20 protein-coding genes are annotated in these 25,040 nt (G+C 68.7%); 6 read left to right on the top strand and 14 right to left on the bottom strand.

Translation table 11 applies throughout. The features are described from left to right. Positions 1-6: 6 nt before the first annotated feature. Genes RJT68_RS03675 through glpA form a run of 4 tightly spaced genes read right to left on the bottom strand, consistent with a single transcriptional unit; the run spans position 7 to position 5,710 of the window. Complete coding sequence (locus RJT68_RS03675) at positions 7-1,158, bottom strand: Cdc6/Cdc18 family protein (protein ID WP_407039026.1); 1,152 nt, start codon at positions 1,156-1,158, stop codon at positions 7-9. 5 nt (positions 1,159-1,163) lie between these two features. Further along, positions 1,164-2,528, bottom strand: a complete 1,365-nt coding sequence (locus RJT68_RS03670; RefSeq protein WP_407039025.1) for an anaerobic glycerol-3-phosphate dehydrogenase subunit C — start codon at positions 2,526-2,528, stop codon at positions 1,164-1,166. A 55-nt stretch (positions 2,529-2,583) separates the two neighbouring features. Continuing rightward, positions 2,584-4,032 carry a glycerol-3-phosphate dehydrogenase subunit GlpB gene (gene glpB, locus RJT68_RS03665; protein WP_407039024.1) on the bottom strand — a complete coding sequence of 483 codons (1,449 nt, stop codon included), beginning with the start codon at positions 4,030-4,032 and terminating at the stop codon, positions 2,584-2,586. Position 4,033: 1 nt separating this feature from the next. Continuing rightward, positions 4,034-5,710 carry an anaerobic glycerol-3-phosphate dehydrogenase subunit GlpA gene (gene glpA, locus RJT68_RS03660; protein WP_407039023.1) on the bottom strand — a complete coding sequence of 559 codons (1,677 nt, stop codon included), beginning with the start codon at positions 5,708-5,710 and terminating at the stop codon, positions 4,034-4,036. 322 nt (positions 5,711-6,032) lie between these two features. On the opposite strand from glpA, the gene glpK reads away from it, so the two are divergent. The 3 genes from glpK (at position 6,033) to RJT68_RS03645 (ending at position 9,432) form a co-directional block, all read left to right on the top strand. Beyond that, positions 6,033-7,574 (top strand): glycerol kinase GlpK, encoded by a 1,542-nt coding sequence (glpK, locus tag RJT68_RS03655; RefSeq protein ID WP_407039022.1) that lies wholly within the window; start codon positions 6,033-6,035, stop codon positions 7,572-7,574. A gap of 3 nt (positions 7,575-7,577) precedes the next feature. Beyond that, entirely contained in the window at positions 7,578-8,654 is a 1,077-nt protein-coding gene (locus RJT68_RS03650) for a hypothetical protein (RefSeq protein ID WP_407039021.1), read from the top strand. Positions 8,655-8,748: 94 nt separating this feature from the next. Next, positions 8,749-9,432, top strand: coding sequence for a phosphoglycolate phosphatase (locus RJT68_RS03645; RefSeq protein WP_407039020.1), 684 nt, complete (start codon positions 8,749-8,751; stop codon positions 9,430-9,432). 207 nt (positions 9,433-9,639) lie between these two features. Here the strand turns inward: RJT68_RS03645 and RJT68_RS03640 are convergent, their stop codons facing one another. Beyond that, a complete protein-coding gene (locus RJT68_RS03640) occupies positions 9,640-10,635 on the bottom strand; it encodes a radical SAM protein (RefSeq protein WP_407039019.1) in 996 nt (331 codons plus the stop codon). A gap of 169 nt (positions 10,636-10,804) precedes the next feature. Here RJT68_RS03640 and RJT68_RS03635 point away from each other — a divergent pair, with 169 nt between their 5' ends. The 3 genes from RJT68_RS03635 to RJT68_RS03625 all read left to right on the top strand — a co-directional run bounded on the left by RJT68_RS03635 (position 10,805) and on the right by RJT68_RS03625 (position 13,909). Next, entirely contained in the window at positions 10,805-11,929 is a 1,125-nt protein-coding gene (locus RJT68_RS03635; protein ID WP_407039018.1) for a DUF373 family protein, read from the top strand. A 531-nt stretch (positions 11,930-12,460) separates the two neighbouring features. After that, positions 12,461-13,372: a phosphogluconate dehydrogenase (NAD(+)-dependent, decarboxylating) gene (gnd, locus tag RJT68_RS03630; protein ID WP_407039017.1), complete on the top strand. Its 912-nt coding sequence runs from the start codon at positions 12,461-12,463 to the stop codon at positions 13,370-13,372. Positions 13,373-13,555: 183 nt separating this feature from the next. Continuing rightward, complete coding sequence (locus tag RJT68_RS03625; RefSeq protein WP_407039016.1) at positions 13,556-13,909, top strand: DUF7853 family protein; 354 nt, start codon at positions 13,556-13,558, stop codon at positions 13,907-13,909. A 36-nt stretch (positions 13,910-13,945) separates the two neighbouring features. Here RJT68_RS03625 and RJT68_RS03620 read toward each other — a convergent pair whose 3' ends face one another. The 9 genes from RJT68_RS03620 to RJT68_RS03580 form a co-directional block, all read right to left on the bottom strand. Next, positions 13,946-15,115, bottom strand: coding sequence for an MFS transporter (locus RJT68_RS03620; RefSeq protein ID WP_407040316.1), 1,170 nt, complete (start codon positions 15,113-15,115; stop codon positions 13,946-13,948). 239 nt (positions 15,116-15,354) lie between these two features. Continuing rightward, the gene (locus tag RJT68_RS03615) at positions 15,355-16,548 is read right to left on the bottom strand and encodes a redox-regulated ATPase YchF (protein ID WP_407039015.1); all 1,194 of its coding nucleotides are present in this window, start codon (positions 16,546-16,548) and stop codon (positions 15,355-15,357) included. 770 nt (positions 16,549-17,318) lie between these two features. Further along, positions 17,319-18,404 (bottom strand): pyridoxal-phosphate-dependent aminotransferase family protein, encoded by a 1,086-nt coding sequence (locus tag RJT68_RS03610; RefSeq protein WP_407039014.1) that lies wholly within the window; start codon positions 18,402-18,404, stop codon positions 17,319-17,321. A gap of 73 nt (positions 18,405-18,477) precedes the next feature. Continuing rightward, positions 18,478-19,431 carry an oxidoreductase gene (locus tag RJT68_RS03605; RefSeq protein ID WP_407039013.1) on the bottom strand — a complete coding sequence of 318 codons (954 nt, stop codon included), beginning with the start codon at positions 19,429-19,431 and terminating at the stop codon, positions 18,478-18,480. 120 nt (positions 19,432-19,551) lie between these two features. Continuing rightward, positions 19,552-20,865, bottom strand: coding sequence for a hypothetical protein (locus RJT68_RS03600; protein ID WP_407039012.1), 1,314 nt, complete (start codon positions 20,863-20,865; stop codon positions 19,552-19,554). 330 nt (positions 20,866-21,195) lie between these two features. Next, positions 21,196-21,678: a universal stress protein gene (locus RJT68_RS03595; protein ID WP_407040315.1), complete on the bottom strand. Its 483-nt coding sequence runs from the start codon at positions 21,676-21,678 to the stop codon at positions 21,196-21,198. 199 nt (positions 21,679-21,877) lie between these two features. After that, entirely contained in the window at positions 21,878-22,306 is a 429-nt protein-coding gene (locus RJT68_RS03590; RefSeq protein ID WP_407039011.1) for a universal stress protein, read from the bottom strand. Positions 22,307-22,403: 97 nt separating this feature from the next. Further along, positions 22,404-23,183 (bottom strand): sulfite exporter TauE/SafE family protein, encoded by a 780-nt coding sequence (locus RJT68_RS03585; RefSeq protein WP_407039010.1) that lies wholly within the window; start codon positions 23,181-23,183, stop codon positions 22,404-22,406. Positions 23,184-23,458: 275 nt separating this feature from the next. After that, entirely contained in the window at positions 23,459-24,697 is a 1,239-nt protein-coding gene (locus RJT68_RS03580) for an NRAMP family divalent metal transporter (protein ID WP_407039009.1), read from the bottom strand. Between the last annotated feature and the right edge of the window lie 343 nt (positions 24,698-25,040).

Below are 25,040 nucleotides of genomic sequence, written 5' to 3'. Positions count from 1 at the left end.
CTCGGCTCACCCTTCGATCGAGGCGAGCGTCCGGAACGGAATCGTCGGAAACCGGGGCTCGAGCGTGCTCGGCCGGCGTCCGCTCCCGTTCGCGGGGAGGGGGACGCGCTCGATGACGCCGCGGTCGGCGAGTTCGTAGAGAAAGCGCTTGACGGTCCCGGCGGTCAGCGACGACCGCGCGGCGATCTCGGGGGCGACCTCGCGGATCGGCCGCCCGTCCGAGTCGGCGGCGATCAGATCGAGCAGGACGCGCTGGCGCGTCTCGGAGAGCGCGAGCACCCGGTCGAGGTGGACGCACGGCTCCGGGACGTCGGCTTTCGCCGCCTCGAGGTGGTCCGGTTCGATGCGGTCGCCGTCGGCGTCGGTCGCGAGGACGGCGGCGCCGAAGAGCGCGGCGAGGGCGTCGTGGGCGTTCCCGTCGGCCCAGCGCGCGAGGTCGCGGACGAGCCCGTGGTCGAGCGCGCCCGCGGCCAGCCCCGACGACGTCCGGTCGGTGATCACGTCCACCAGTTCGTGGTCGCGGTAGGCGGGGACGGCGACCGTCTCACCCGCCCACCCCACCGGGTCGCGCCGGCCGACGGCGACCGTCGAGACGCTCCCGCCGACGGGCTCGAGCAACTCCGTCGCGCGGTCGTACGCGAGCGTCTCGGGCTCGTCGTGGTGGTCGATCGCGACCACCGCCCGGCGGTCGGCGCGGTCGAGGCGGTCGCACAGCCGGTCGCGAAGCTCGTCGGTGCCGACGCCGCTCTCGGGGACGGCCTCGGCCGAGAGCACCGAGAGGACCGCGCGATAGAACGCGAACGCGCTCTCGACCCGGCGGCCGTCGACGTAGACGAACCAGGTGACGGGACGGCCGCTGCCGGCCCGCGTCGTCGTCTCGATCCACCGGTGGGAGTCGCCGAAGCGCTCGTTCAGCGCCGCGAACAGCGCCGTGACGATCGCGGAGGTCCCGGCGCCGGAGGGACCGACGACCGAAACCGGCGGCGGGAGTTCGCCGTCGAAGACGGGCTCGAGTTCGTCGAGCAGTTGCTCGAGAACGGGCCCGCGGCCGACGGGTTCGGAGCGGTGGAAGACGGGACTCAGGTGGTCGCGGTCGACGACGACGCGATCTCCCTCGCGCGTCGAGCGTCGACGGGCGATGCGCTCCGCTAAGTCCATCCGGCCTACGCTCCCCCCGACCGGCCCGCGTTCTGTCCGTCGCCGCCGACGGCCGCGCCGCCGTCCACCAGCGCCGCCTCGAGCACCTCGAGCGGGTGGGTGATCTCGTAGCCGGTCCCGTGTTCCATCTGCATCGAGCAGGTCGGACACTCGGTGAGTCCGGTCGTCGCGTCGGCCTCCTCCATGTGCTCGAACATTTCCGACCCGATCTTCATGGACGTTTCGTAATTCTCCGCCTTCCAGCCGTAGGTGCCGGAGATGCCGGAGCAGGAGTCCCCGACGTCCCGGGCCTCGACGCCGTCGATCGTCTCGAGCACCTCGATCGCCTGCCCGTCGAGCCCCTGGTTGCGCGCGTGACACGGCGCGTGGTAGGCGAAGTTCGGCATCTCGACCGAGGTCCCCTCGAGCGCGCCCTCGAGGTCCTCGTGGACGCGCAGGTACTCGAGGGCCTCCCAGGTGTGCTCGGAGACGCGCTCGACGCCCTCGAGGTCGAACAGTTCGGGGTACTCCTGGCGCAGCGACATCGAACAGGAGGTGCAGGAGGCGATCACGTCCGCGCCGCCGTCGATGGCGGCGGCGAGTTCGCGCACGTTGACCTCGGCGGCGCTGCGGGCGTCCTCGAGCATGCCGTTGGCGTACATCGGCGTGCCGGAGCAGCGCTGCTCGGGCACCAGAATCTCGTAGCCGAAGTGTTCGAAGACGCGGACGAACGCCTTCGCGACCTCGGTCGTGTTGTAGTTGGAGTAGCAGCCGTGGAAGTAGGCGACCCGCTTCTCGTCGCTCGAAACCTTCGCCCCACCTCGCTCCGCCCACCAGCTCCTGAACGTTTGCTCGGCGAACTCGGGGAACTCCCGCTCGCTCGTGATGCCGAGGGTCTTCTCGCCCAGCCACTTCGTGATCGAGAGTCCCATGACGACGTTCGAAAGTCGCGGGAAGCGGGCGGCGAGCGGCGCGAGGCGGCCGTAGTTCGCCAGGATGCGGTTGCGGACGTACTCCCGCGAGAGTTTGTCCACGTGCTCGTCGACGTACTCGCCTCGAGCGGTGTTGTGCATTTGCGAGAGGGGCACCTCGGAGGGACAGGCGTGATCGCAGCGCATGCAGTTCGAACACTTCATCACCGACGGATCGACGTCGTGGTCCTCCTGGCGCTTGAGCCGCCACTGTTCGGGCCCCTGGAACTTCGGCCCGGGGAAGTCGTCGTCGACCTCGGCGACGGGGCAGTTGGTGTCGCAGGTCGAGCACTTGTAACAGTTGTCCGCGCCCGGCCGGAGGTCCATCTCAGCCGGTTCGGGGAAGACCTGAATCGGTTCGAACTCCTCGCGCTCTGCGCCCGGTACGTGGTCGTCGGTCGGTCGTTCTGCGTCGCTCATGGTATTATCTCCTCGTCGGTTCGCTCGCAATCGGTCCGTTCGGTCGCCGGTTCGCTCATCCGCTCGCCTCCTCGCCCGCGCGGTCGCCGGCGACGTACCCGGTCGCGATCGAGACGCCGGCGCCCGACTTCTCGGCCGCGAAGTCGTACCCGCCGAGGACCGCGCCCGCCGCTCGAAGATTGGAGAACTCGAGCCTTCCGCCGTCGTCGAGCGGTCGGAGGTCGTGGTCGACGGCGAGGCCGAACCGGGCGAACGGGTGGTCGCCGAAGGCGTCCCCGTCGAACCAGTCGTAGCGGTCCCCGGAGTGGGCGACGTGGCAGTCGAAGATCGGTTCGAAGACGACGCCGGTCTGGCCGTTCGACGCGCCGTCGTCCTCCGCACCCTCGACGGCTTGCGGTCGATCCGACCGGACGCCCTTCCCGACCAGACCGCCGGTTGCGAGAACGTACTGGGAGGCGCGGTACGGGACCTCCCGGCCCTTCCGGTCGACGATCACGCGATCGATCCGCGTCCCGTCGCCGGCGCCGGACCCGTCCGCGTTGGCCTCGTAATCGACGACCGGCACGCCCGTCGTCAGCCGCACGCCCTCGGCTTTCAGCGTCCCGTAGAGCAGGTCCTCGAGTCGGATCCCGGGCAGGCTCGGCGGCCCCATCGGGACCTCGAAGACGTCGACGCCGAGGCGCGCTTCGAGGTCGCGCCTGACCTCGTCCGGCCGGTCGGCCCCCAGGATCGCCGGGAAGCCGACCCGGTCGGCGCCGGCGTCCTCGAGGTGGGGGGCGACCGCGTCGGCGAGCGCCTCGCGCACGGTAGTTTCACCCGCTCCCGCAGCGTCCGTCTCGGTCCCCCACCCCGAGTCCATCTCGGCCGACTCGTCGCGGTCGAGCAGGCGAGCGTACCGGGTGACCTTCGCGTCGTCGCGCTTGATCCCCGGGAACCGGAGGGTGACGCCCTCGACGTCGAAGGGGACGCCCGCCGCGCGCAGGTGGGCGGCCGCCAGCGGCGCGTCGAAGTCGGTGATCGTCTCGAATCCCACGAGCAGGGTGTTCCGCGGGTCGCTCGCCAGTCCGGCGGCGCTCGAGGTCGGGTAGCGCGCGGTCGGCTTCACCGTTCCGCCGTGGGTGGGCACGAGCGCGTTGGCGTCCGTGTGGTCGCCCGCGTACGCGTCACCCACGACCTCGTCGAACAGCGCGAGGCCCTCGCGGACCGCGTCGACGCCGACGCGCTCGTAGGGGTGGCCATCGGGGAGGTCGGGGAGTGCGTCGAACGGATCGGCGAGCGGCCCGGTTCCGCCGGAACCGCCGGGCCTCGTCCTCGAGCCGTTCGCGGCACCCGCGTCGGGCGGGTAGCCGAGCACGTCGATCAGGCCGCTGGCGTGGCGGAGCGTGCTCTGTTTGTACGAGAGCAGGCGGACACGGGCGTTCGGCTCACGACGGGCGGCCGCGAGGGCGGCCATCGATCCGGCGATCCCCCCGCCGATGACCAGGACGTCGTCCTCGATGGGCATCTCAGCGATCACCTCCGTCGAAGGCGCCGAAGTCGACGGCCGGAGCGTCGGGGTCGGCCGGATCCCGGTCCCGGTTCATCGTCGTCGCGTGGAGGGCGTAGTTCAACATCGCCTGCGAGAGCTGTTCCCCCCAGAGGGCGTGGCGCTGCCCCTTCCAGCGCTCCTGGAAGAGTTCGTCGAGGGCCGCTCGCGTCGTCTCCTCGTCGTACGTCGGATGGAGTTCGTGCGCCATGTTTTGACAGCAGAACCCTCCCTGACAGTTCCCCATCGAGGCGCGCGTGCGGATCCTGACGGCGTTGAGGTCCGATCCCGAGCCCTCGATTGCGTCCCGGATCTCCGCGCGCGTCACGCCCTCGCACTGGCAGATCACCGGGTTCGGCTCGTCGGTGTCGAGCACCTCGGCCGCCCGACTACCGAGTCGCTGCTTGCTCCGGCGCGCGACCGGCGACCGGAGGCCGAACTCCTCCATGGCGGCCTCGAGTCGGTCGAGGTTTTCGCTGCCCGGCAGCGGGACCTCGGCGGTCTCGCAGGAGGCACGGACGCCGAGTTGCTCGCAGACGTGGTCCGATATCTTCTCGGCCATCAGCCGGTAGGTGGTGAACTTGCCGCCGACGATGCTCGAGACGCCGGCGACGCCGTCGCGCTCCTCGTGGTCGAGCAGGAAGAAGTCGCGCGTGATGTCCGTCGGGTCCTCGGTGCCGGTTCCCGGGGGTTCGTACAGCGGTCGGACGCCCCAGAACGAGCGGATCGTCCGCGCCTCCCGGAGGATCGGGACGAGTTCCGAGAGCGTGTCGATCATCTGGTCGACCTCCCACCGCTCCTCGGGGTAGTCGTCCGGGTCCTCGACCTCCTCGTCGGTCGTCCCGAGGATCGCGGTCGTCTCGTGGGGGACGATGATGTCCGCGTCGCCCTTCGGGCGGCAGCGGTTGACCACGGTGTCGACCTGGCGGACGTTCATGATGGTCATCACGCCCTTCGACGGGCGGACCTCCACCTCGAGGTCGGCCATCGCGGCGATCCGGCCGGCCCACGCGCCCGTGGCGTTGACGACGTAGTCGGCGGTGATCTCCTCGGTCTCGCCGGGCGACCGGTGGACGCGCTTTCCGGGGCCGGAGTCGTGGCGAATCTCGACGCCGTAGACGTCGTCGCCGTCCCGCAGGAGGTCGATCACCTCCGCGTGAGTCTCGACGCGCGCGCCGTGGTTCTCGGCGTCGACGGCGTTCGCCACGCAGAGGCGGAACGGGTCGACCGCCCCGTCGGGGACCTCGATCGCCCGTTTCACGTCCGTCGTGAGGTAGGGCTCGACCTCGCGGGCCTCCCGCCCCGAGAGGACGCGCGTCGGGATGTCGCAGGCGCGACACCCCTCGAGTTTCTCCCGGAAGTAGTCGTCGGGGTCCTCCGGCCGCTGGACGAAGAGGCCGCCGGTCTCCTCGACGCAGTGGCCGGCGATCTCCCGGAGCACCTCGTTCTCGGCGATGCACTCGCGCGCGCTGGCCCGGTCGGAGACGGCGTACCGCCCCCCGCTGTGCAACAGGCCGTGCATCCGCCCCGTCGTTCCCGCCGTCAGATTGCCCCGTTCGACGAGCGTCACCTCGAGGCCGCGCATCGCCAGATCGCGGGCGATACCACAGCCCGTCGAGCCGCCACCCACCACGAGGACCTCCGTATCGTGTGCCATTCCGTTACCGGTACCTCGGACGCGCGCACCTTTATTTTATCGACGGTGGCCGATCGTCCGTAATAGAACCGACAGCCGCGACCCGTCGCGGACGACCCCGTCTCGCTGTTGTCAGGACCGATGACTGACACCGGTTTCCGAATGTTCTCCGGGTATTCGTACGAAAACGAGAATTTCGATCGTGCCCTCGGTCGATTGGTTCGCCGTACCGACCGAAAAACCCAGTACACTAACGACAACATTTATAACGATCGTAGATATTGTTTATCAGTATCACGCGACCGTCGGTAAAGACGTCGCGTGGGACCAGGGGTGACCACACGTGCCAGACACCACGTACGTCGGTGCGGTAGACCAGGGAACGACCGGTACGCGTTTCATCGTCTTCGACCACGGCGGACAGGTCGTCGCGAACGCGTACGAGAAACACGAACAGATCTACCCGGAACCCGGCTGGGTCGAACACGACCCGATGGAGATCTGGGAGAACACGCGGAGCGTCATCACGCGGGCGCTCGAGCAGGCGGGCGTCGACCCCGAGCAGCTCGAGGCGATCGGGGTGACGAACCAGCGCGAGACCACCATGCTGTGGGACGCCGACACCGGAAAGCCGGTCCACAACGCCATCGTCTGGCAGGACCGGCGGACGACCGACCGGGTCGAGCAGCTCGAGGAGGCGGGTCTCGTCGGCACGATCCGCGAGAAAACCGGCCTCGAGGCCGACGCCTACTTCTCGGCGACGAAGGCCGAGTGGCTGCTCGAGAACGCCGACCCGATCAAGATGGAGCGCTCCCGGCCCGCGGACATCCGCGACCGCGCGGCCGAGGGCCAGGTGCTGTTCGGAACGATCGACAGCTGGGTGATCTACAACCTGACGGGCGAGCACATCACGGACGTCTCGAACGCCTCGCGGACGATGCTGTACAACATCCACGACCTCGAGTGGGACGACGACCTGCTCGAGGAGTTCGGCATCCCTCGGGAAATGCTCCCCGAGGTCCGCCCCTCGAGCGACGAGGCGACCTACGGCTCGACCGATCCCGACGGATTCCTCGAGGCCGAGATCCCGGTCGCGGGCGCGCTCGGCGACCAGCAGGCCGCGCTGTTCGGCCAGACCTGCTACGAGGCCGGCGACGCCAAGAACACCTACGGGACGGGCTCGTTCATGCTGATGAACACCGGCAACGAGGCCGTCGAGTCGGAACACGGCCTGCTCACCACGATCGGCTTCCAGCGCTCGGGCGAGGACGTCCAGTACGCCCTCGAGGGGTCGATCTTCGTCACCGGCGCGGCGATCGAGTGGCTCGAGGACATGACCCTGATCGACGATCCGACCGAGACCGCGGAACTCGCCAGGAGCGTCGACTCCACGGACGGCGTCTACCTCGTGCCCGCGTTCACCGGCCTCGGCGCGCCCCACTGGGATCAGCGCGCCCGCGGCACCATCGTGGGCATGACGCGGGGCACCCGCAAGGAGCACGTCGTCCGCGCGACGCTCGAGTCCATCGCCTACCAGACTCGGGACGTCGCCGAGGCGATGGAGGCCGACTCGGGCATCGAGATGACGAGCCTGAAGGTCGACGGCGGCGCGGTGAAGAACAACTTCCTCTGTCAGCTCCAGTCGGACATCATCGGCTCGGAGATCGTCCGCCCGGTCGTCGACGAGACGACCGCGCTCGGCTCGGCCTACGCGGCCGGCCTGGCGGTGGGCTACTGGTCGGACCTCGACGAACTCACGAGCAACTGGCGGGTCGATCGGGAGTTCGAACCGGAGATGGATCCCGACACGGCCGACGCTCGCTACGACCGCTGGATGGACGCGATCGAACGGTCGCTCGACTGGGCGCGGGACGCGGAGGAGTGAACCATGTACGACAACCTCATCCTGCAACTGCCGATCATCGGGATGGAACTCGAGGCGTTCGTCGTCCTGTTGATCGCCGCGCTCGCCGGCGGGGCGTTCGGGGCGGCCATCGGGGCGCTGCCGGCGTTCATTTTCACCGGGTTCGTCGTCTTCCTCGGCGAGGGGATCGCCATCCTCGAGGGCGAACTCGGCGGGCTCGAGGCCATTCCCTCGGGCGACATCGCCACGGGGATCACGGGAACGATCGGGTTCGGCGCGGTCACCGGTCCCCACATCGCCTTCGCCGGCGGCGTCGCCGCGACGGCCTACGCCGGGAAGAAGTACCCCGAGATGGAGCCGGCCGACTGGGACTACCACTTCGGGAAGAACATCCTGTACGCGTTCGGGACCAAACCCGACATCCTCGCGGTCGGCGCGATCTTCGGCGCGCTCGGGATGCTCATCACGCAGGTGTTGAACGGCGTCGCCTTCCCGACGGACAACATCGCGCTCTCGGTCGTGGCGACGGCGATGCTGGCCCGCGTCGTGTTCGGCTACCCGCTCGTCGGCAATGTGGGCGGCTCGAACCTGCTGGACATGACGCCGTTCGAACGCGAGGAGAAGCGCTTCGCCGCCGACGGCGGCGTCGAAACCGATCGGCTCGCCACCGAGCCGTGGCTGCCCCACCAGTACAAGTGGTCCGGGGTCGCGACCATCGGCGTCATCGGCGGGATCCTCGGCGGATACATCTGGCTCGAGACGGGGAGCATCTTCCTGGGCTACGCCATCTCGGCGATGAGCCTGCTGTTCCTCAACCTCGGCGTCGAGAAAATCCCCGTGACCCACCACATCACGCTGCTGGGGTCGACGGGCGCGGTGATCGCCGCGTCGGCCGTCGGGAGCGATCCGATCGTGTTGCTCGTCGCCGCCGCGTTCGGCGCGATCAGCGCGCTGCTGGCCGAAGTCTCCCAGCGCGTGTTCTACTCCCACTCCGGGACGCACGTGGACCCGCCGGCGATGGCCATCGCGGAGATCATGCTGGTCCTCGGCCTGCTCTACCTGGCCGGGTTGCTGCCCAACGCGGGCTACCTGGCCCTCTGAGCGGCCGATCGACGCCTCGAGCGCGTCGATCCCGGTCGCGTCGCTCGCCGAAACATCCGACCGTTTTTGGCCGTTCGCCCCCCGAGTGACGCGTATGACAGCCGATCCGCCGCTCGTCCTCGACGTCGACGGCACGCTCACCCGCCCGGACAAGTGGGGCCTCGACCCGCGCGTCTTCGACCCCCTCCGGGAGTGGGACGCCCCCGTCGTGATCGCCACCGGGAAGGCCTTCCCGTACCCGGTCGCCCTCTGTCACTTCGTCGGCATCCCCCAGCTCGTCGTCGCCGAGAACGGCGGCGTCGTCTACACCGGCGACGACGTGCTCTTCACCGCCGATCGCGAGGCCGCTCGAGCCGTCGCCCGCGAGTACGAGGCCGCCGGCCACTCCCTCGGCTGGGGGTCCGAGGACACCGTCAACCGCTGGCGCGAGACCGAGGTCGCCGTCGCCATCGACCGACCCGACGGCCCCCTCCGCGAGATCGCCGCCGAGCACGGCCTCGAGGTCGTCGACACCGGCTACGCCTACCACGTCAAGGACCCCGCGCCGAACAAGGGCGACGGCGTCCGTACGATCGCCGAGCGCGTCGGCTTCGACCTCGAGGAGGCCGTCGCCGTCGGCGACTCCGAGAACGACGTCTCCACCTTCGAGGTCGTCGGCCGCAGCTACGCCGTCGCGAACGCCGACGACGCCGCCAAAGACGCCGCTGACGAGGTGCTCGAGGGGATCCACGCCGACGGGACGCTCACGCTGCTCGAGCGACTGCGGGACTCGAGGTGACCGCCGCGAGTTCGCCCGTTCGTAGCGTCCCTCGAGTCGTGTTCGCCCCACCTTCGACGTCTTTCACCGCGGCCGTGTTCATCTATTCATGACTGGGCCGACCTCTAGAAAATCGAGAACACTTCGAAAGCCCTCGCCGCCCTCGCGGCCGCTCAGGCGGAGATCCTCCCACTGGGATTAAACTGTCGTCGCGGGGGACGGTCGCGATCAGGCGAGCGGCGTCCGCTCGACGACCTGCCCGTCGTAGGTGGGATACTGTTCGACGATCTCGCCGTCCTCGAGGTCGCCCTCCTCGATCATCTCCTCGAGCAGCCACCACGCCACCTCGACGTGCGCCGTCTTGACGGTGTAGAACTCCTCGGGGACGCCGAGTTCCACGAACCGTTCGGGATCGGTGTAGGTCTTGCCGTAGACGATAGTACCGTCGTCGGTGATGTCGTCGAACTCCCGGCGGACGTTGCGGGCCATGCGCTTGAGGCGGCGGCGGTGCTGGGCCGCGTCCTTGAACACGGAGGTGCAGAAGTACACCCTGGGGTGGTCGCCCATCACCTCGAGGATCTCCTCCCTCGAGCCTTCGACGGCGCTCATGTGCCCCTCCTTGAGTTCGAAGCCCTGTTCCTGCATCCGGCGGTAGTTCCCCTGGGACATCTCGAACTCGTTGACGTTGCAGAAGTCGGCGGCGCCCTCGTCGAGGAACTCGAGGAACTCGGGTTCGGCGCGGATGCCGGGGATCTCGAAGGCGGGCGTGAGGCCCTCCTCGCGGGCGACGTGGAGGATCTCCTCCCACTCGGTGCCGTGGAGGTCGCCCCACTGCTCGAGCGGCGGGTGGAACCGGATCTCGTCGAGGCCGGCCTCGGCGAGGCGGCGCATGTTCTCCCGGCCGCCGGTGATGCCGGTGTAGAGGTGGGTGTGGTGGTCGTCTCCGAACTCGTCTTTCAGCAGCGAGAGGTAGTGGCAGGTGCGGTCGAGGGCCTCCTGCGGTTCGCCGCCGGTGATCGAGGTGCCGAGGGCGTCCATCTTCCTCGCCTCGGCGAGGACGTCCTCGTCGGACTCGACGCGTCGCTCGTTCGCGTAAACGTCGGTGACGTTCTTGCGGGATTCGCCGAGCGGGCAGTAGAAGCAGTCGCGCTGGTCGCAGTAGCCGTAGACGAACAGCACCATCTTGCCGCCTTTGGCGCACTGTTCACACCCCTTCGAGATCATTCGACCGTCGGTACCGCCTCGAGCGCCAAAAGACGTGCGAAACGGATCGATCCTCAACGGGAACGTCGCGCGAACGCAGGGGTCGAATACAGCGTGGACGCTCCGTCGGAACCGACGTCGGCTTCGGGGAGCAGAAGAGCGAAATACCGCGCGCTCCTACCTCGAGTCGATGCTGTTGGTCCTGTGCGTCGACCTCGACGACGATCTCGGCCGCAAGACCGGCTTCTCGACGCCGGTCATCGGTCGCGACCCCGTCGAGGAGGCGGCCGTCGCCCTCGCGACCGCGGACCCGGAGGACTCGGACGTCAACGTGATCTTTCAGGGACTGCACGTCTACGACGACCTCGCCGGGCGCGACGAGAGCGTCGAGGTGGCCGTCGTCACGGGGAACGAGGGCTCCGACGTCAGCGCCAACCGCGAGGTCGGCGAGGAGGTGGACACGGTGCTCGCGAACCTCTCGACCGCGGAGGACGTCCGGGCGCTCGTGGTCACCGACGGCGCGCAGGACGAATCGGTCATCCCGATCGTCAGGTCTCGAGTGCCCATCGACGGCGTCCGCCGGGTCGTCGTCCGTCAGGCCCAGAATCTGGAGTCGATGTACTACACGATCAAGCAGGTGCTCGACGACCCGGAGACGCGGGGAACGATCCTCATCCCGCTGGGGATCGTCCTGCTGATCTACCCCCTCGCGCTGCTGGGCGCCCTGCTCGAGTTGCCGGGACTCGTCCTCGGGACCACCTCGGCGCTGCTCGGACTGTACCTCATCTCGCGGGGGCTCGGCCTGGGCGAGCACGTCGACGAGACCGCCGAACGGGCCCTGAACCTGCTCTATGCGGGTCGGATGACCCTGCTCGCGTACGTGGTCGCGACCGTGTTGCTCGTCCTCGGCGTCGTCAGCGGGGCGGACGCCCTCGAGGAACTCCAACGGACGCGGGCGGACGCGGTCGGCGTCGCCGAGTTGCTGGCCGCGTTCGTCTTCGGATCGGTTCAGTGGATCGCCGCCGCGGGGATCACGACCAGCCTCGGCCAGATCACGGACGAGTACATCGCGGACCGCCTCGAGTGGCGCTACCTCAACGCGCCCTTCTACGTGGTCGCGATCGCGCTCGTGCTTCACGCCGTGAGCGCGTTCTTCCTCGCTCGGGCCTCCGTCACCTACCTCGCGACGGCCCTCACGGCGGGGACCCTGCTCGGCATCGTCAGCACGCTCACGTTCGCGGTGGCCGAGGACCGCTTTTCCGACTCCGAGTCCGACGCCGAGTCAGAGGGGCGGAGAAAGCCCGACAGCGCCTGACGGTGGTTCGATCACCAGGTGTTTCAGTACCCCCTCCTTGCCACGTGGCGCGCGCTGTCGAACGTCCTCACAGGTGTTCGGCCGTTCGACGAAGCCGTCCGAGGTCTTCGCGAGCGGTAGCGAGCGAATGGCTCGGAAGACGCTCCGCGTCTTCCGTTGGACGAGGAGCACAGGCGAACGGCGTGAGCCGAGCACCGCTGGCGGTTGGGGAGGGCGAGGCGCTGGGCGGGACTGAAAGGGGCCGGTCGTTGAGCAAACCCAACGGGATTGCGATGCTCGAAAGACGCAAAGTGTCTTTCGTTGGTCGAGGAGGCCGACAGCCGTAGCACCGCAGCGGTAGCGAGGAGCGCACGCCGTCAGCAGACTCGAGCGAAGCGGGGGCTTTCACCGCGTTCACATCGTCCTGATGCTCACAGCCTTCGAGTTCCGCTCGAATCGGCCAGCCGTCGCACCTGGTGAACGATGAACGATGCACGATCGAGTCCAACGCGAATCACAACCACTACCACCACCCGCCGCCCACCCTCGAGCATGCAACTGGGCGTAATCGGACTGGGACGCATGGGACAGATCGTCGCGCGGCGGACCCTCGAGGCGGGCCACGACGTCGTGGCCTTCGACCTCGACGAGGGGGCCGTGGCGACGGCCGCCGACGCCGGCGCGGAACCGGCCGACTCCATCGCCGACCTCGCAAACCGTCTGGACGAAGGCGAGGGCGACGGAAAGCGCGTCTGGCTCATGGTCCCCGCGGGAGAGCCGGTCGACGCGACGCTCGAGGAACTCGACCCGCACCTCGAGGCCGAGGACGTCGTGGTCGACGGCGGAAACTCCTACTTCAAGGACTCGGTCCGCCGCGCCGAGGCGTGTTCGGCGGCCTACCTCGACTGTGGCACCTCCGGCGGCCCTGCTGGCGCGGAACTCGGCTTCTCGCTGATGATCGGCGGACCGGAGTGGGCCTACGAGGAGCTCGAGCCGGCGTTCGACGCCGTCGCGACGGGGCCGGACGGTCACGAACTCGTCGGGCCGTCGGGGGCGGGCCACTACGTGAAGATGGTCCACAACGGCGTGGAGTACGCGCTGATGCAGGCCTACGGCGAGGGCTTCGAGTTGCTCCACGAGGGGCGCTACGACCTCGATCTGGAGCAGGTCGCGTCGGTGTGGAACAACGGCGCGGTGATCCGCTCGTGGCTACTCGAGCTGTGCGAGGAGGCCTTCCGCGAAGAGGGGACGGACCTGGGCGACGTCGCCGACCGGATCGAGGGCGGCTCCACGGGAACGTGGACGGTCCAGGAGGCCCTCGAGCGGGAGGTGCCCCTCCCCCTCATTTACACGTCGCTGGCCGAGCGCTTCGGCTCGCGGGCCGACGACGGCCGCTTCTCGAGGCGGCTGGCCAACCGACTGCGGTACGGGTTCGGCCGGCACGAAGTCCGGCGCCGGGAGTAATTCGGAACCCACCGCACTCGACCCCTTCACCGGTACGATCCTCGACCTCGTGTCGGTACGATCTCCTCCCCGTCTTTCCCGCTCGTCCCACCGCCGAACCGCACGACTGCGGCGTTGCACCCATGTTAATTGCTAGCAATCCTTATTACGTCGGACCCCATAGGTCAGACCGGATACACCGTCATGCCCGCCACGTCACGATCGCCGGACCCGATCGCGCTCCCGCTCGCCCTCGAGGCGCAGTGGACGCTCCACCACGTGCTCCTCGACCGGATCGAGCGTGAGGAAACCGCCGCCGACTCGGCGGACGTCGACCCGCCGTCGCTCGAGATCTATCAGGCGTTCGAGACGCTCGAGCGCGGCGAAACGCGCTTCACGGCGGCCCAGCTCGAGGCGATCCGGGACCTCCTCGCGACCTATCAGCGATCGACCGACTGGTGGGAACTCGAGCGATCCGCGCTCGAGGATCTGCTCGCCGACGTCTCGACGGCGCTCGAGGACGCGCCGGCGTCGGCGTCGGTCGATCCGGCTCGCTGACGGTATCGGCCCTTTTCACGCGGACCGCTGTCCCCGTCAGTCCACGCTCCGCAACCCGTAGCCGGCGCCGACGACGACCAACCCGCCGAGCGCAAGCAGTCCCAGCCCGGGGACGTACGAGCCCGTGAGGTCGTGGAGGGTGCCGACGAGCACCGGGCCGAGGAAGCCGCCGATCTCGCCCACGGCGAAGATGAAGCCGACCGCGGTCCCGGTGAGCCGCGCGCCGATCCCCTCGAGTTCGGGCGGGATCGCCCGCACGAGCGGTGAGAGCCCGCCGGTTCCCATCCCGGTGACGACCACGCTGGCGAGCAGGAGGGGACCCACGCCGCCCGCGATCACGCCTGAGACGCCGACGAAGGCGACGACGCCGCAGCACATCAGCGCGAGGCGTCGGGCGTCGAAGCGGTCCGCGAGGGCGGGTACGGTGAGGATTCCCGCGGCGTAGGCGGCCACGAGCAGACTCGTCGTCCGCCCCGCGCGGTCCGCGGCGAAGCCCCGCGACTCGAGGACCGTCGCGAGCCACCCCTGCATGCCGTGGCTGAGCAGCAGGTACATCGTCCCGATCACCACGACCAGGCGGAGTTCGGGGTGGGTGAGGACCAGTCGGAGGTCCCGGCGGATCGACTCGAGGCGGTCGGTGGTTCCCCCTCCGTTGGCAACCGCCTCGGCCCGCCCGCGCTCGCGCGAGCGCTCGTCGACCCGCGCGACTCGGGAGACGAGGAACCAGACGCAGGCGTAGCCGACGGCGACGGCGCCGCTCCAGAAGAACAGCGGGCGCCAGCCCCCGAGGGCCGGGCCGAGGACCGGCCGGCCGACCGCGAACGCGCTCGCGGTGCCCGCGGAGGCGCCGACGAGGTAGATGGAGGAGGGGAAGCCCGTCCGGTCGGGCGGAAAGAGCACCGAGACGAGCTTCGGGAGGCCGAAGGTGATGGCGGTCGCCCCCACGCCGATCAGGAGGGTGAACGCCAGCAGCGACGGGAACCCGCCGGCCGCGCTCCGGCCGAGCTGTCCGACGCCGTAGATCGCGATTCCGGTCGCGAGGCTCCGTCCCGGCCCGACGCGGTCGACGACGAGCCCCGAGACCAGCGCGAGGGGGATGTAGGTCAGCGGCACCGCGCCCGCGACCACGCCCGCCTGCGTCCCCGACAGCCGCAGTTCGTCGATGATCACGGGGAGGTACGCCGGCAGCGAGAACCAGATGAACATCAGACAGGTGTACCCGAGGGTGGCGACGAGCACGAGGCCGTACGCGCGTCCGGGCTCGAGGTCGCTCCCGGGACCCGCGTCGGGCGTCGATCCGGCGGCTGACGAGCGTCCCATCGACGGGAGGAAGCCGCGTGAGGCGCATAAATGCCCGCAAACCGGCAGCGGGGGCGGATAGCAACTACTACTATCAGGCGCCGGTCGAAGCCGAACGACGGCACGACGCGTCCAGTCGACGCGGCTCAGTTCGTCGTGATGACTTCGATCACGTCCCGCGGCTGGACCTCGTAGTCCTTCCCGAGCTGGCGGTTCGTCCGGCAGTCGATCGCGTGGAGGAAGCCCTCGCCGATGTCGGAGTGGAGGCTGAAGGCGAAGTCCTTCGCCGTCGACTCCGGCGGAATCAGGAAGCAATCCGGCAGCACCTCCCCGCGCTCGTTGCCGAGCCCGTTCGCGCCGCCGGGGAAGACCGGCACGACGCCGAGGACGTCGAACAGCGCCGTCTCGAGTGCCGCCTGGACGCCCGTCGAGCCGTACCCGGCGAGGAAGTCGCGGATCCGCTCGAGGCCCTTCTTCTGTTCGTCGGAGAGGTCGCCCGTAATGTCGAAGTCGGCGTCGCCGGGGCGGTAGTCGACGACGCCCGCCTTGTCAGCGGACTTCAGCGGCTTCTCGGCGTGGGCGCTGCAGGGGACGATCGTCAGGTGGTCGTAGTCGGGGTCGCCGGTGATCTCCTCGTAGTTCGCCTGGGCCTCGGGCGTGTCCATCTTATTGGCCGCGATCACCATCGGCTTGGTCTCCTTGCGGATCTCGCGGGCCAACTCGAGTTTGTCCTCCTCGTCCCACTCGTCGGGGTCGAAGCCGACGCCCGTCCGGCGGATCAGGAGCTTGATCTGGTCCTCGTTCGTCTTGAACGCGCTCATCTGCTCGGCCAGTTCCTCCTCGATGGCGTCGTCCTCGGTCGTGTAGCCGGACTCGTACCGGGTGATCCCCTTCTCGAGGATTCCGAGGTACCACTGGTCGAGTTCGTCCTCCAGGAAAGCGATGTCCTCCCGGGGGTCGTGCCCCTCGGTGGCCTCGCCCTCGAGGTCCGTCTTCCCGGAGAAGTCGACGACGTGGACCAGCACGTCGGTCTCGTTCAGGTCGGTGAGAAACTGGTTGCCGAGGCCCGCCCCCTCGTGGGCGCCGGGGATCAGCCCCGCCACGTCCACGAGTTTCGTCGGGACGAACCGGGTTCCGTGGTCGCAGTAGCCGACGTTCGGGGTGCACTCCTCGTCGAACTCGGGGGCGGCGCACTCGACGCGGACGTACGCCTCGCCGACGCTCGGGTCGATTGTCGTGAACGGGTAAGCCCCCTCGGGCACGTCGTTCATCGTCGCGGCGTTGAAGAACGAGGACTTGCCGACCGACGGCTTGCCGACCAGTCCGATCCGGTAACTCATTGTCCGGAGTGGGAACCTGGCGATTAAACGGCTTTCCCTCCGCCGTCGCAGTGGTACGCCAACGCCTAGCTATCTCGTTCGCTTCGGGTTGAGCAGTCGATTTACCCGGTAGCCTCTCCCGAAGGATCGACATCCACCGAACGGAATCGGCGAGTGAAAACACGGTGAAAGCCCTCGACGCCCTCGAACGAGGTCGTAAACTCCCAGCGTCGTTTCGTGACAACGTGCGGACTACGAAAGCCCCCGACAGTCTCGAGTCGGGGGCCTCGTTACGCTCCTCACTCGCTACGCTCGTTTCAGTGCTTACTTCGTCCGCCTTCCTCGACCTACGAAAGACGCTTCGCGTCTTTCGAGCATCGCGAACGCTCCGCGTTCGCTCAACCAGCCGGCCCCTTTCAGTCCCACCCGTGGCCTTACCCACCCCAACCGCTTGCGGTGCTCGGCTCACTCCGTTCGCCTGTGCTCCTCACCCCTCGCACGGCGTCGGCGGAGTCGCCTCGTTGTACTCGGCGACCCCACCAGCGCGCGCCCAGTGGCCGGGAGCGCGTGTGAGCCACGGACGTGGCGAACCGCGCGACCCGGGGAAAGGCAGGCTCCCTGGCGGACTGAAAGGGCGAGGCTCGGTCGCCGGGTCTCAGGGGGCACTATCCGACCGAAGGGAGGATATCCATCAGAGACCCGGCGAGCGGGCCGAGGGCTTTCACCGTCTTCGTCTCGTTCTCGAATAGGTCGCGTCACACCGAACGTCGGCGTCCGAGTTCGAATCCGAGTCAGCCATCGAGCACGTCTTCGAGGGCGCCCATCGTCCGCTCGACGCGCTCGAGGCGGGCGTTGTGGCCCATATGGCCGACCCGAAGGATGTCGTCCTCGAGGTCTCCGAGGCCCGTAGAAAGCACGATATCGTGCTCTTCCTCGATCCGCCGTTGCACCTCGGCGGCTCGCCCCTCGAGGTGCAGCGCCGTCACGGTCGGGGACGCCAGGTCGTCGCTCTCGGGATACACCGCCACCCCGATTTCCCGCGTCCGCTCGCGACACGCTCGCGCGGCCTCCGCGTGGCGGTCGAAGACGGACTCGAGGCCCTCCTCGAGCAGCAGGTCGATCGCCGCGTCCAGCGCGTACAGGTCGGAGACGGGCATCGTGTACGGGAACCAGCCCTCGTCGGCCGCGGTGCGCCAGGGCTCGAGGTCGGCGTAGAACGAGCGCGTCTCGGTGGCCTCGATGCGCTCCCAGGCGCGGTCGCTCACGGAGAGAACGGTCAGCCCCGGCGGCGCGCTGAAGCACTTCTGGGAGGCCCCCAGACAGACGTCGATCCTCTCGGTGGGCACGGGCGTCCCGCCGAGCGAGGAGACCGCGTCTACGACGCTCAGCACGTGGCGTTCCTCGAGCAGGTCCAGAACGGACTCGATGTCGTTCAGCACGCCCGTCGGCGTCTCGCAGTGGACCATCGTGGCGACGTCGAAGCCGCCATCGTCCGCGCCCTCCTCGAGCGTCTCCTCGATCGCCTCGAGGTCCAGCGGCTCCGTCGAGGGCGACCGGCAGGTGACGGCCTCGCCGCCGTACAGTTCGACGAAGTCGGCGAATCCGTCGCCGTAGATGCCGTTCGAAATACAGAGGACGCGGTCGTTCGGCTCGATCAGCGACGCGACGGCCGCCTCGAGGCCGAGGATCCCCTCGCCGCCGAGGACCGCGACGTCGTCGTCGCCGAAGACGGACTCGAGTTTCCCCGTCAGGCCGCGGTAGAACTCGACGAACTCGTCCTCGACGTCGGGGTTGGGCGTCAATTCAGCCATTCGCTCGCGGACCGCGTTCGGCACCTCGGTGGGGCCGGGCGTCATCCGCAGTCGATCGTCTCCCATGGACGCACGCCCGCCGCGAGCCCGAATAAATCCCACCGAAGCCGCCGCGCCGGCACCGATGGCGTCGGTCGAGTTACGCCGTCTCCGTCTCGAGCGCCGGCCGCGGCAGGTCGTACGAAACCCCGGTCAACTCCCTCGAGACGGCCCACAGGCGCCGGGCCGCCTCCTCGTCGTACGATCGGTCGGACGACGCCTGTCGCTCGGGCGTCCCGCGCATGTTCATGAACCCGTCGGGGCCGTAGTACGCGCCGCCCTCCGCGTCGGGCGCGGTCGCGGCGTACAGCGTCGGCAGCGCGCCCATCTCGGCGGACTGGGCGACGGCGGCGTTCAGCACCTTCATCGCCGCCAGTCGGAGTCGACTCCCGCTCTCCTCCGGGCCGCGGTACTGCAGCCCCGTGGCCGCGTACCCCGGGTGGACCGCGACGCTCTTCGCGTTCGCGCCCGCCGTCAGCAGTCGGCGCTCGAGTTCGTAGGCGAACAGCACGTTCGCCAGCTTCGATTGGGCGTAGGCGCCCCACGGATCGTACGACCGCTCGCCGTGGAGGTCGTCGAAGTCGATCTCGCCCATCTCGTGCGTTCCGCTCGAGACGGTGACGATCCGCGACTCGCGGTCGTCGTGGACGTGCAGGTTCTCGAGCAGCAGGCCCGTGAGCGCGAAGTGGCCCAGGTGGTTGACGCCGAACTGGGTCTCGAAGCCGTCCTCGGTCGTCGAACGCGGAATCGCCATCACGCCCGCGTTGTTGATCAGGACGTCGAGTTGCTCGTCTCCTAGTCGATCGGCGAACGCCCGGATCGACTCGAGGCTCCCCAGATCGCAGGCCTCGACGCGGAGGTCGGCGTCGGGTATCTCGGATCGGACGTCGCGCGCGGCCTCCTCGCCACGGCCGACGCTCCGGCAGGCCATGATCACCGCCGCGCCGTTGCGCGCGAGTTCGCGGGTCGTCTCGAGGCCGATGCCGCTGTTCGCGCCCGTGACGACGACCCTCCGGTTCCGTTGATCTGGTACGTCCTCGGCGGTCCAGCCCATAGTCGAGAGAACGAGTTGGCGCGGTATCAAGTGACCGCCGTCGGCAACGCCGGCCCCCTCTCGGGAGACCGACGACGCTCACCGCGGTACCCGGCCGGTTCGACGCCCGAGTTCCTCCGCTCAGGACTCGCCGACGCCCGCCTCACCCGGTTCGCCGACGCCGGCGCCGCTCGTCCCCGGGGAGGCGCTCGCCCGCTCGTCGAACACCCGGCCGGCGATGACCTCCGCGATCCGCCGGTTGGTCTCGGGGCTGTAGTGGCCGCCCTCACCGCGCTGGACGTACAGCGACTTCACGTCGTCGACGTCGAGTTCGCGCGCCATGTCGATCGTCTCGAGGTCGTCGTAGCGCTCGTCGAGTTCCTCGAGGAAGTTGCCGTAGATCGGGCCGTGTTCCTCCTCGTAGGTGGCGTAGCGGAGCTGCTGGACCATCACGAACACGGGCGTGAAGTCCTGTTCGTCGGCGTAGTCGACGAACTCGCCGATGAGCGCGTCGAACAGGGGCGCGTGCGTCTCGAACAGCCGCTCGTGGTACCGAACCCGGGGCTGTTCCATCTGGAGCTCCGTCTCGGTCTGCAGCGCGTCGAAGTCGATCCCCGGAACCGGGCGCTCGAGGCGCGCCTCGAGTTCCTTCCCGCCCGTCGCGAGGGCGTGTTTGACGTTCAGCGGATCGTCGAGGAAGTCGGGCGCGTACGGGAACCTCGCGTGGTGGGGTCGGAACCAGTGGTCGTAGTGGAAGTCGTACTCCCGGAGGAAGTCGGCCTTCGACTCGAGGTCGAGCAGCTCTTCTTTCTCCTCGACCGGACTCTCGATCCGGCGCACCTCGCCGTTCTCGAGGACGTACCGGGGTTTCACCGCGAGGATGTTGCCGAACTCCTGGTAGTGCTTCCACACCGAGAGGATGCGGGCGATCGAGGAGGCGGTGACCACCATCAGGACGTAGTCCGTCGGGTCCTCCGGGTACTTCCGTTTCAGCCGCATGAGCGCCTGATCGAAGCCGTAGTTGCCGCCGCCGTAGTTCGCGACGTGGGTGTCGAGTTCCTGCGCGAGGTAGTTCTGGAACGTCTCGTCGTTGTCGACCTCGCGGCAGAAGCAGTAGGAGTCGCCGTAGGTCGACACCGTGACGTCTGCATCGGCGTCGCGATCCTTCGCCGGGCAGATTCGGCTCGCGTACTCGTCGGTCGAGTAGGTGACCGTCGTCCGAACTTCCTCGCCGGGGAGGTGGTCCCCCGTATCCTTCTGTTTCTCCCGGTTGGGCTGGGGGACCCAGCCGAGTTCGGCGTCGAAGCTGCTGAACTTCTCGAGCAACTCCCGATCGATCTCCGGGAACTCCTCCGTGGCGACCGACGGGTTCTCCTCCAGGGCTCGGCGCGAGACGACTTCGAGACCGATACCCAACGCGACGGCTGCGAGTGCGACCGGGGCGAAGAGAGCCATCCTTTCGATCTATCGTCGTCAGCCCTAAGTGGGTTGTGCCGGCTGTCGCCCCTTACCGCGTCCCTCGCCGCGGCGGCACCGAGAAAGGGCGTCTTACTCCGCTCCGGATGGTCACGAACGCCCCGTCGGGGCTCGGCGGTCGCGACTCGATAGGTGCGAGGACGGATCGACGGCCTCGGCTGAACGACGGTTTCGCGGTTACGGACGGGAAAATGGGCCAGAGTCGGTGGCACGAGCGACCGCGGACGGGCCCGGCGGCGTTGACGGAACGAATGCGGGGGCGGTCACGGATCGACGGCGGAGGCGGTCGCGGAACCACTGCGGAACCGGTCACGGAACGACGGTCATCGGTACCGGTGAGTGGCGGACGACGACCTCCGCGACGCTGCCGTGGACGATCCGGCTCACGCCCGACCGTCCGCGGCTCCCGATGACCACGTGGTCGACGTCGCTCTCGTCCAGGTAGTCGAGGACCCCCCGAGACGGCGAACCGATCCGGCTGGTCGTCGCTACCTCGGCGTCGTGATCGGCCGCGACCTCGAGGACCCCTTCGCGCTCCGGAGACGTGCGCTCCGCCCGGTCGACGCGACTCCCGGAGCCGGTGCCGGCGCCGTCGAACGGGTTCGGCAGGTAGGGGACCGACGAATCGTCGACGATCGTCAGCGCGGTGAACTCGGCGCTCGGGAACAGTTCGAGGGCGTACTCGAGAGCCGCCCGGGCGTACTCGGAGCCGTCGAACGGGACGAGTACCCGCGACGGACCCGTCGGTTCCCGTTCCCTTTCGGGCGTCCACTCCCGCTCGACGCTCCGGATCCGTTGGTCGATCTGCCCGCGGCGTCGGTCGCGGTTCTCGTCCTCCCGTTGCCGCGTTCGTCTCCGGGGTCGAACGCGGTCGCCCCGCCTCGTCTTCGATCGTGCCATGATTTCGCAGTGGGGGACGAGGAGCGTCCCGGTTGGCCTTGCACTGGTAAGGTGGGGGACGTCCGCCCCCGTTCGAGCGGGCGGTTCGCGGTCACCGGACGACCGTCACCGGCACCGGCGAGTGGCGGACGACGACCTCAGCGACGCTGCCCAGCAGCAGGCGCGTCACTCCCGAGTGGCCGTCGCTCCCCATCACGACGTGGTCGACGTCGTTCTCTTCGGCGCTCTCGAGGATCTCCTGGGCCGACGAGCCGATACGAACCTCGGTTTCGACGCGCCGTCCGTGCGCCTCGGCGAGGTCGAGGGCCGAGTCGAGTTCCTCGAGTCCCTCCCCGAGGAGGTCCTCGACCTCGTCGTCCACCAGCGACTCGTCGGGCGCGTCGGGGATGTACGAGACCGAGGACGCGTCGGAGACGGTCACGACGAGAAACTCGCCGTCGGAAAACAGTTCGAAGGCCCGCTCGAGGGCCTCTCGAGCGGGTGCGGAGTCGTCGTAGGGTACGAGCACGCGAGCGGCCATATGGGTCGTACGGCGTCGACCACCGTGGGTGTCACGCCACCCGTCGGCTCGCGTGACTGTCGTCGACCACGACCGGTCGCCGGTGGGGCTCGGCGGATCAGAACGCGAGGTACGGGCCGACGGCGAGCAGGACGATCCCGAGGGCGACTTTCAACCGGGACGGGTCGACGCGGTGGGCGACTTTCCAGCCGACCACCACGCCCCCGAGCAGCGGGACGCCGAGGGCGACCGCCAGCGACGGCAGGACGCTCCCCTGGAGCAGGTAGCCCGAGGTCGCGAAGCCCGCGATGAAGATCGACTGCACCTGTGCGACGGCGACCGCGAGCAGCATCGGGACGCCGACGATGACCAGCGCGGGCACCGCGAGCACCGGCCCGCCGATCCCCAGCAGTCCGCTCGCGACGCCGAGGCCGAACCCGAGTCCCGCCAGCACGACCTTCCCCTGCACGGTCTTCACCTCAAGCGCGTACAGCGGGTTGAACCCGCGGCGCTCCCGGTAGAGGATGATCGCGCCGACGCCTGAGGCGAAGCCGCCGAGCAGCAGGCCGAACACCGCCCGCGGGACGAACGAGTTCGCGTACGCGCCGATGAGCGCTCCGACGACGCTCGAGGCGCTCAGCACGATGGCGAGCGCCCGGCTCTCGCCCGTCCTCATCTCGCCGGAGTAGAGGTAGGCGGCGCTGCCGACGAGGCCGGTCGCGACGAACGTCGCGTGGGCCGTTCCGGCGATCTGGCTCGAGGACAACGGGGTCAGCGAGTAGAGGGCGATCGTGACGAAGATCCCGCCCGGACCGATCGTCGTGATGCCGATGCCGGAGACGAACGCGATGGCGACGAGTACGACGACGAGCGGCGCCTCGAGCGGGAGTTCCAGCATATCGCGACGTACGCGAGCTATTTCGGCGGGCACCTTAACCGTGCTGCAGTGCCGCCAGCGCGGCGATCGTGGCGGCCGTCGCAAAACGTCGCCGATCGACCCACCTCGCGATGCGGGAACTGCCGGTCACGCCACGGCGACTACGGTGCTTCGAGTACCGCCGCGGCGATCACGGCACCGCGAATACCCCCGCGGCGATCACGGCGCCACGAATACCCCCGCGGCGGCACGGGGCGTCGAGGATCGCGACGGTCGACGCCTACGGCGCCTCGAGGCTAGAGCAACTCGAGGATCGACCGCGTCAGCGATTGGGCGGTGGTCGCCGAGACGGCGAACATGAGGGCGACGGCGGTCAGGAAGATCGCTCGCTCGAGCCGCGAGGGGTCGAAGAAGCGATTCACCGCGGCGTACAGCGCCAGCGCGGTGATCGGCAGCCCGACGACGCCGTTGACGGCGGGCATCATCAGCGCCAGGCTGACCGGGGTGAAGCCGGTGAACGCGATGATCGGGATGGCGATGAGGACCGACAGGCCGATCAGCACGTGGACGGTCCAGCGAAACGGCGCGTCGCCGAACCGCGTCGTCACCCCGTACGCCTGGGGGACCATGAACCCGGCGGCGAACAGCGTGCCGGTCGCGCTCGTGAACGACGCGGCCCCGACCGCGAGGACGAAGACGCCGAGCACCCACGGTCCGATCATGTCGGTCAGCGGTTCGGCCGGGGCGATCAGCGTGAGCGTCCCGTCGGGGACCGCGATCGCGGCCGCGACGATCACCGTCGCGCTCAGGGCGACGACGGCGGCCAGTCCGACGGTGTGATCCCGCCTGTACCGGGAGATGCTATCCCAGTCCTTCTCCGAGCGCATGCTCGTCTGGATGAAGAAGTTCGGGTAGTAGACGGTCGTCCCCATGAGCGCGATGACCATCGTCAGGTACTCGAACTCGAGGTTCATCGCGGGGACGAACCCCGAGGCGATCGACTCGAGCGGCGGCTGGAGGTTCGCGACGATCACGAGATACGAGGCGAAGATCGCCAGCACCAGCGCGGCGATCACGCCCTCGATCCGGCTGTACACGCGGAGTTCGACGAGGGCGATCCCGAGCGCGGCCATCAGGATGATCCCGACGTAGAGGTTGTCGAGCGGGGTGATGTAGACGAGCGCCGCGCCGGCGATGGCGTAGTTCGCGACGCTCCAGAACTGCATGATGAACGCGATCCCCACCGCGAACGGTTTCGCCGCTGTCGGTCCGATCACGTCCGTGATGTACTCCATCAGCGGTTCGTTGATCGTCGCCAGCCTGGCGGACATCTCGTGCATCGTCAGGCCGACGCCCAGCGTCAGCGGCAACACCCACAGAAGGCCGAAGCCGAAGCCGACGCCGGCTTCCGTCAGGATGTAGATCGATCCCGCGCCGAAGATGTTGGCCGCGAACAGCAGGCCGAGGCCGTACTGGTGAACCGCTTCCTTCGCCTTCTCGAACAGTACGTCGACGGCGGAACTGTAGCCTTCCATGTGTAGTGGAGTCCGGGTCCGAGTGGCACTCGGGCCACCCCGCGAGGGAATCTCATCAGGCTGCTGACGTCATCGACTCCGTATTCGGACACTCGGCCTGGATCCGTTTCAAAGAAAAGCTTGACATGGCCACCGGCTGTTGGACTTCTTTCATAAATCTGGATGTCGGTCGACGCGCGAATTCGTGCGCCGGAGGCTCGATCAGTAGCGATTTCGCCACCGTCTGCCGTTCTCGGACGGAGTTTAGTCACTTCTTTGTCGATACGAACCGTCGCGAAACGGCGTCCGTCGGATCGAGCGAGCGCTCCACCGGCCTCCCGGTCGATCGGTCGATCGGCCGCAC

The sequence above is a fragment of the Halovalidus salilacus genome, assembly GCF_031852275.1.
In the GTDB taxonomy this organism is placed as follows: Archaea; Halobacteriota; Halobacteria; order Halobacteriales; family Natrialbaceae; genus Halovalidus; species Halovalidus salilacus.
Note: the sequence above shows the minus strand (reverse complement) of the source record. Positions and strands in the feature narration are given on the sequence as shown.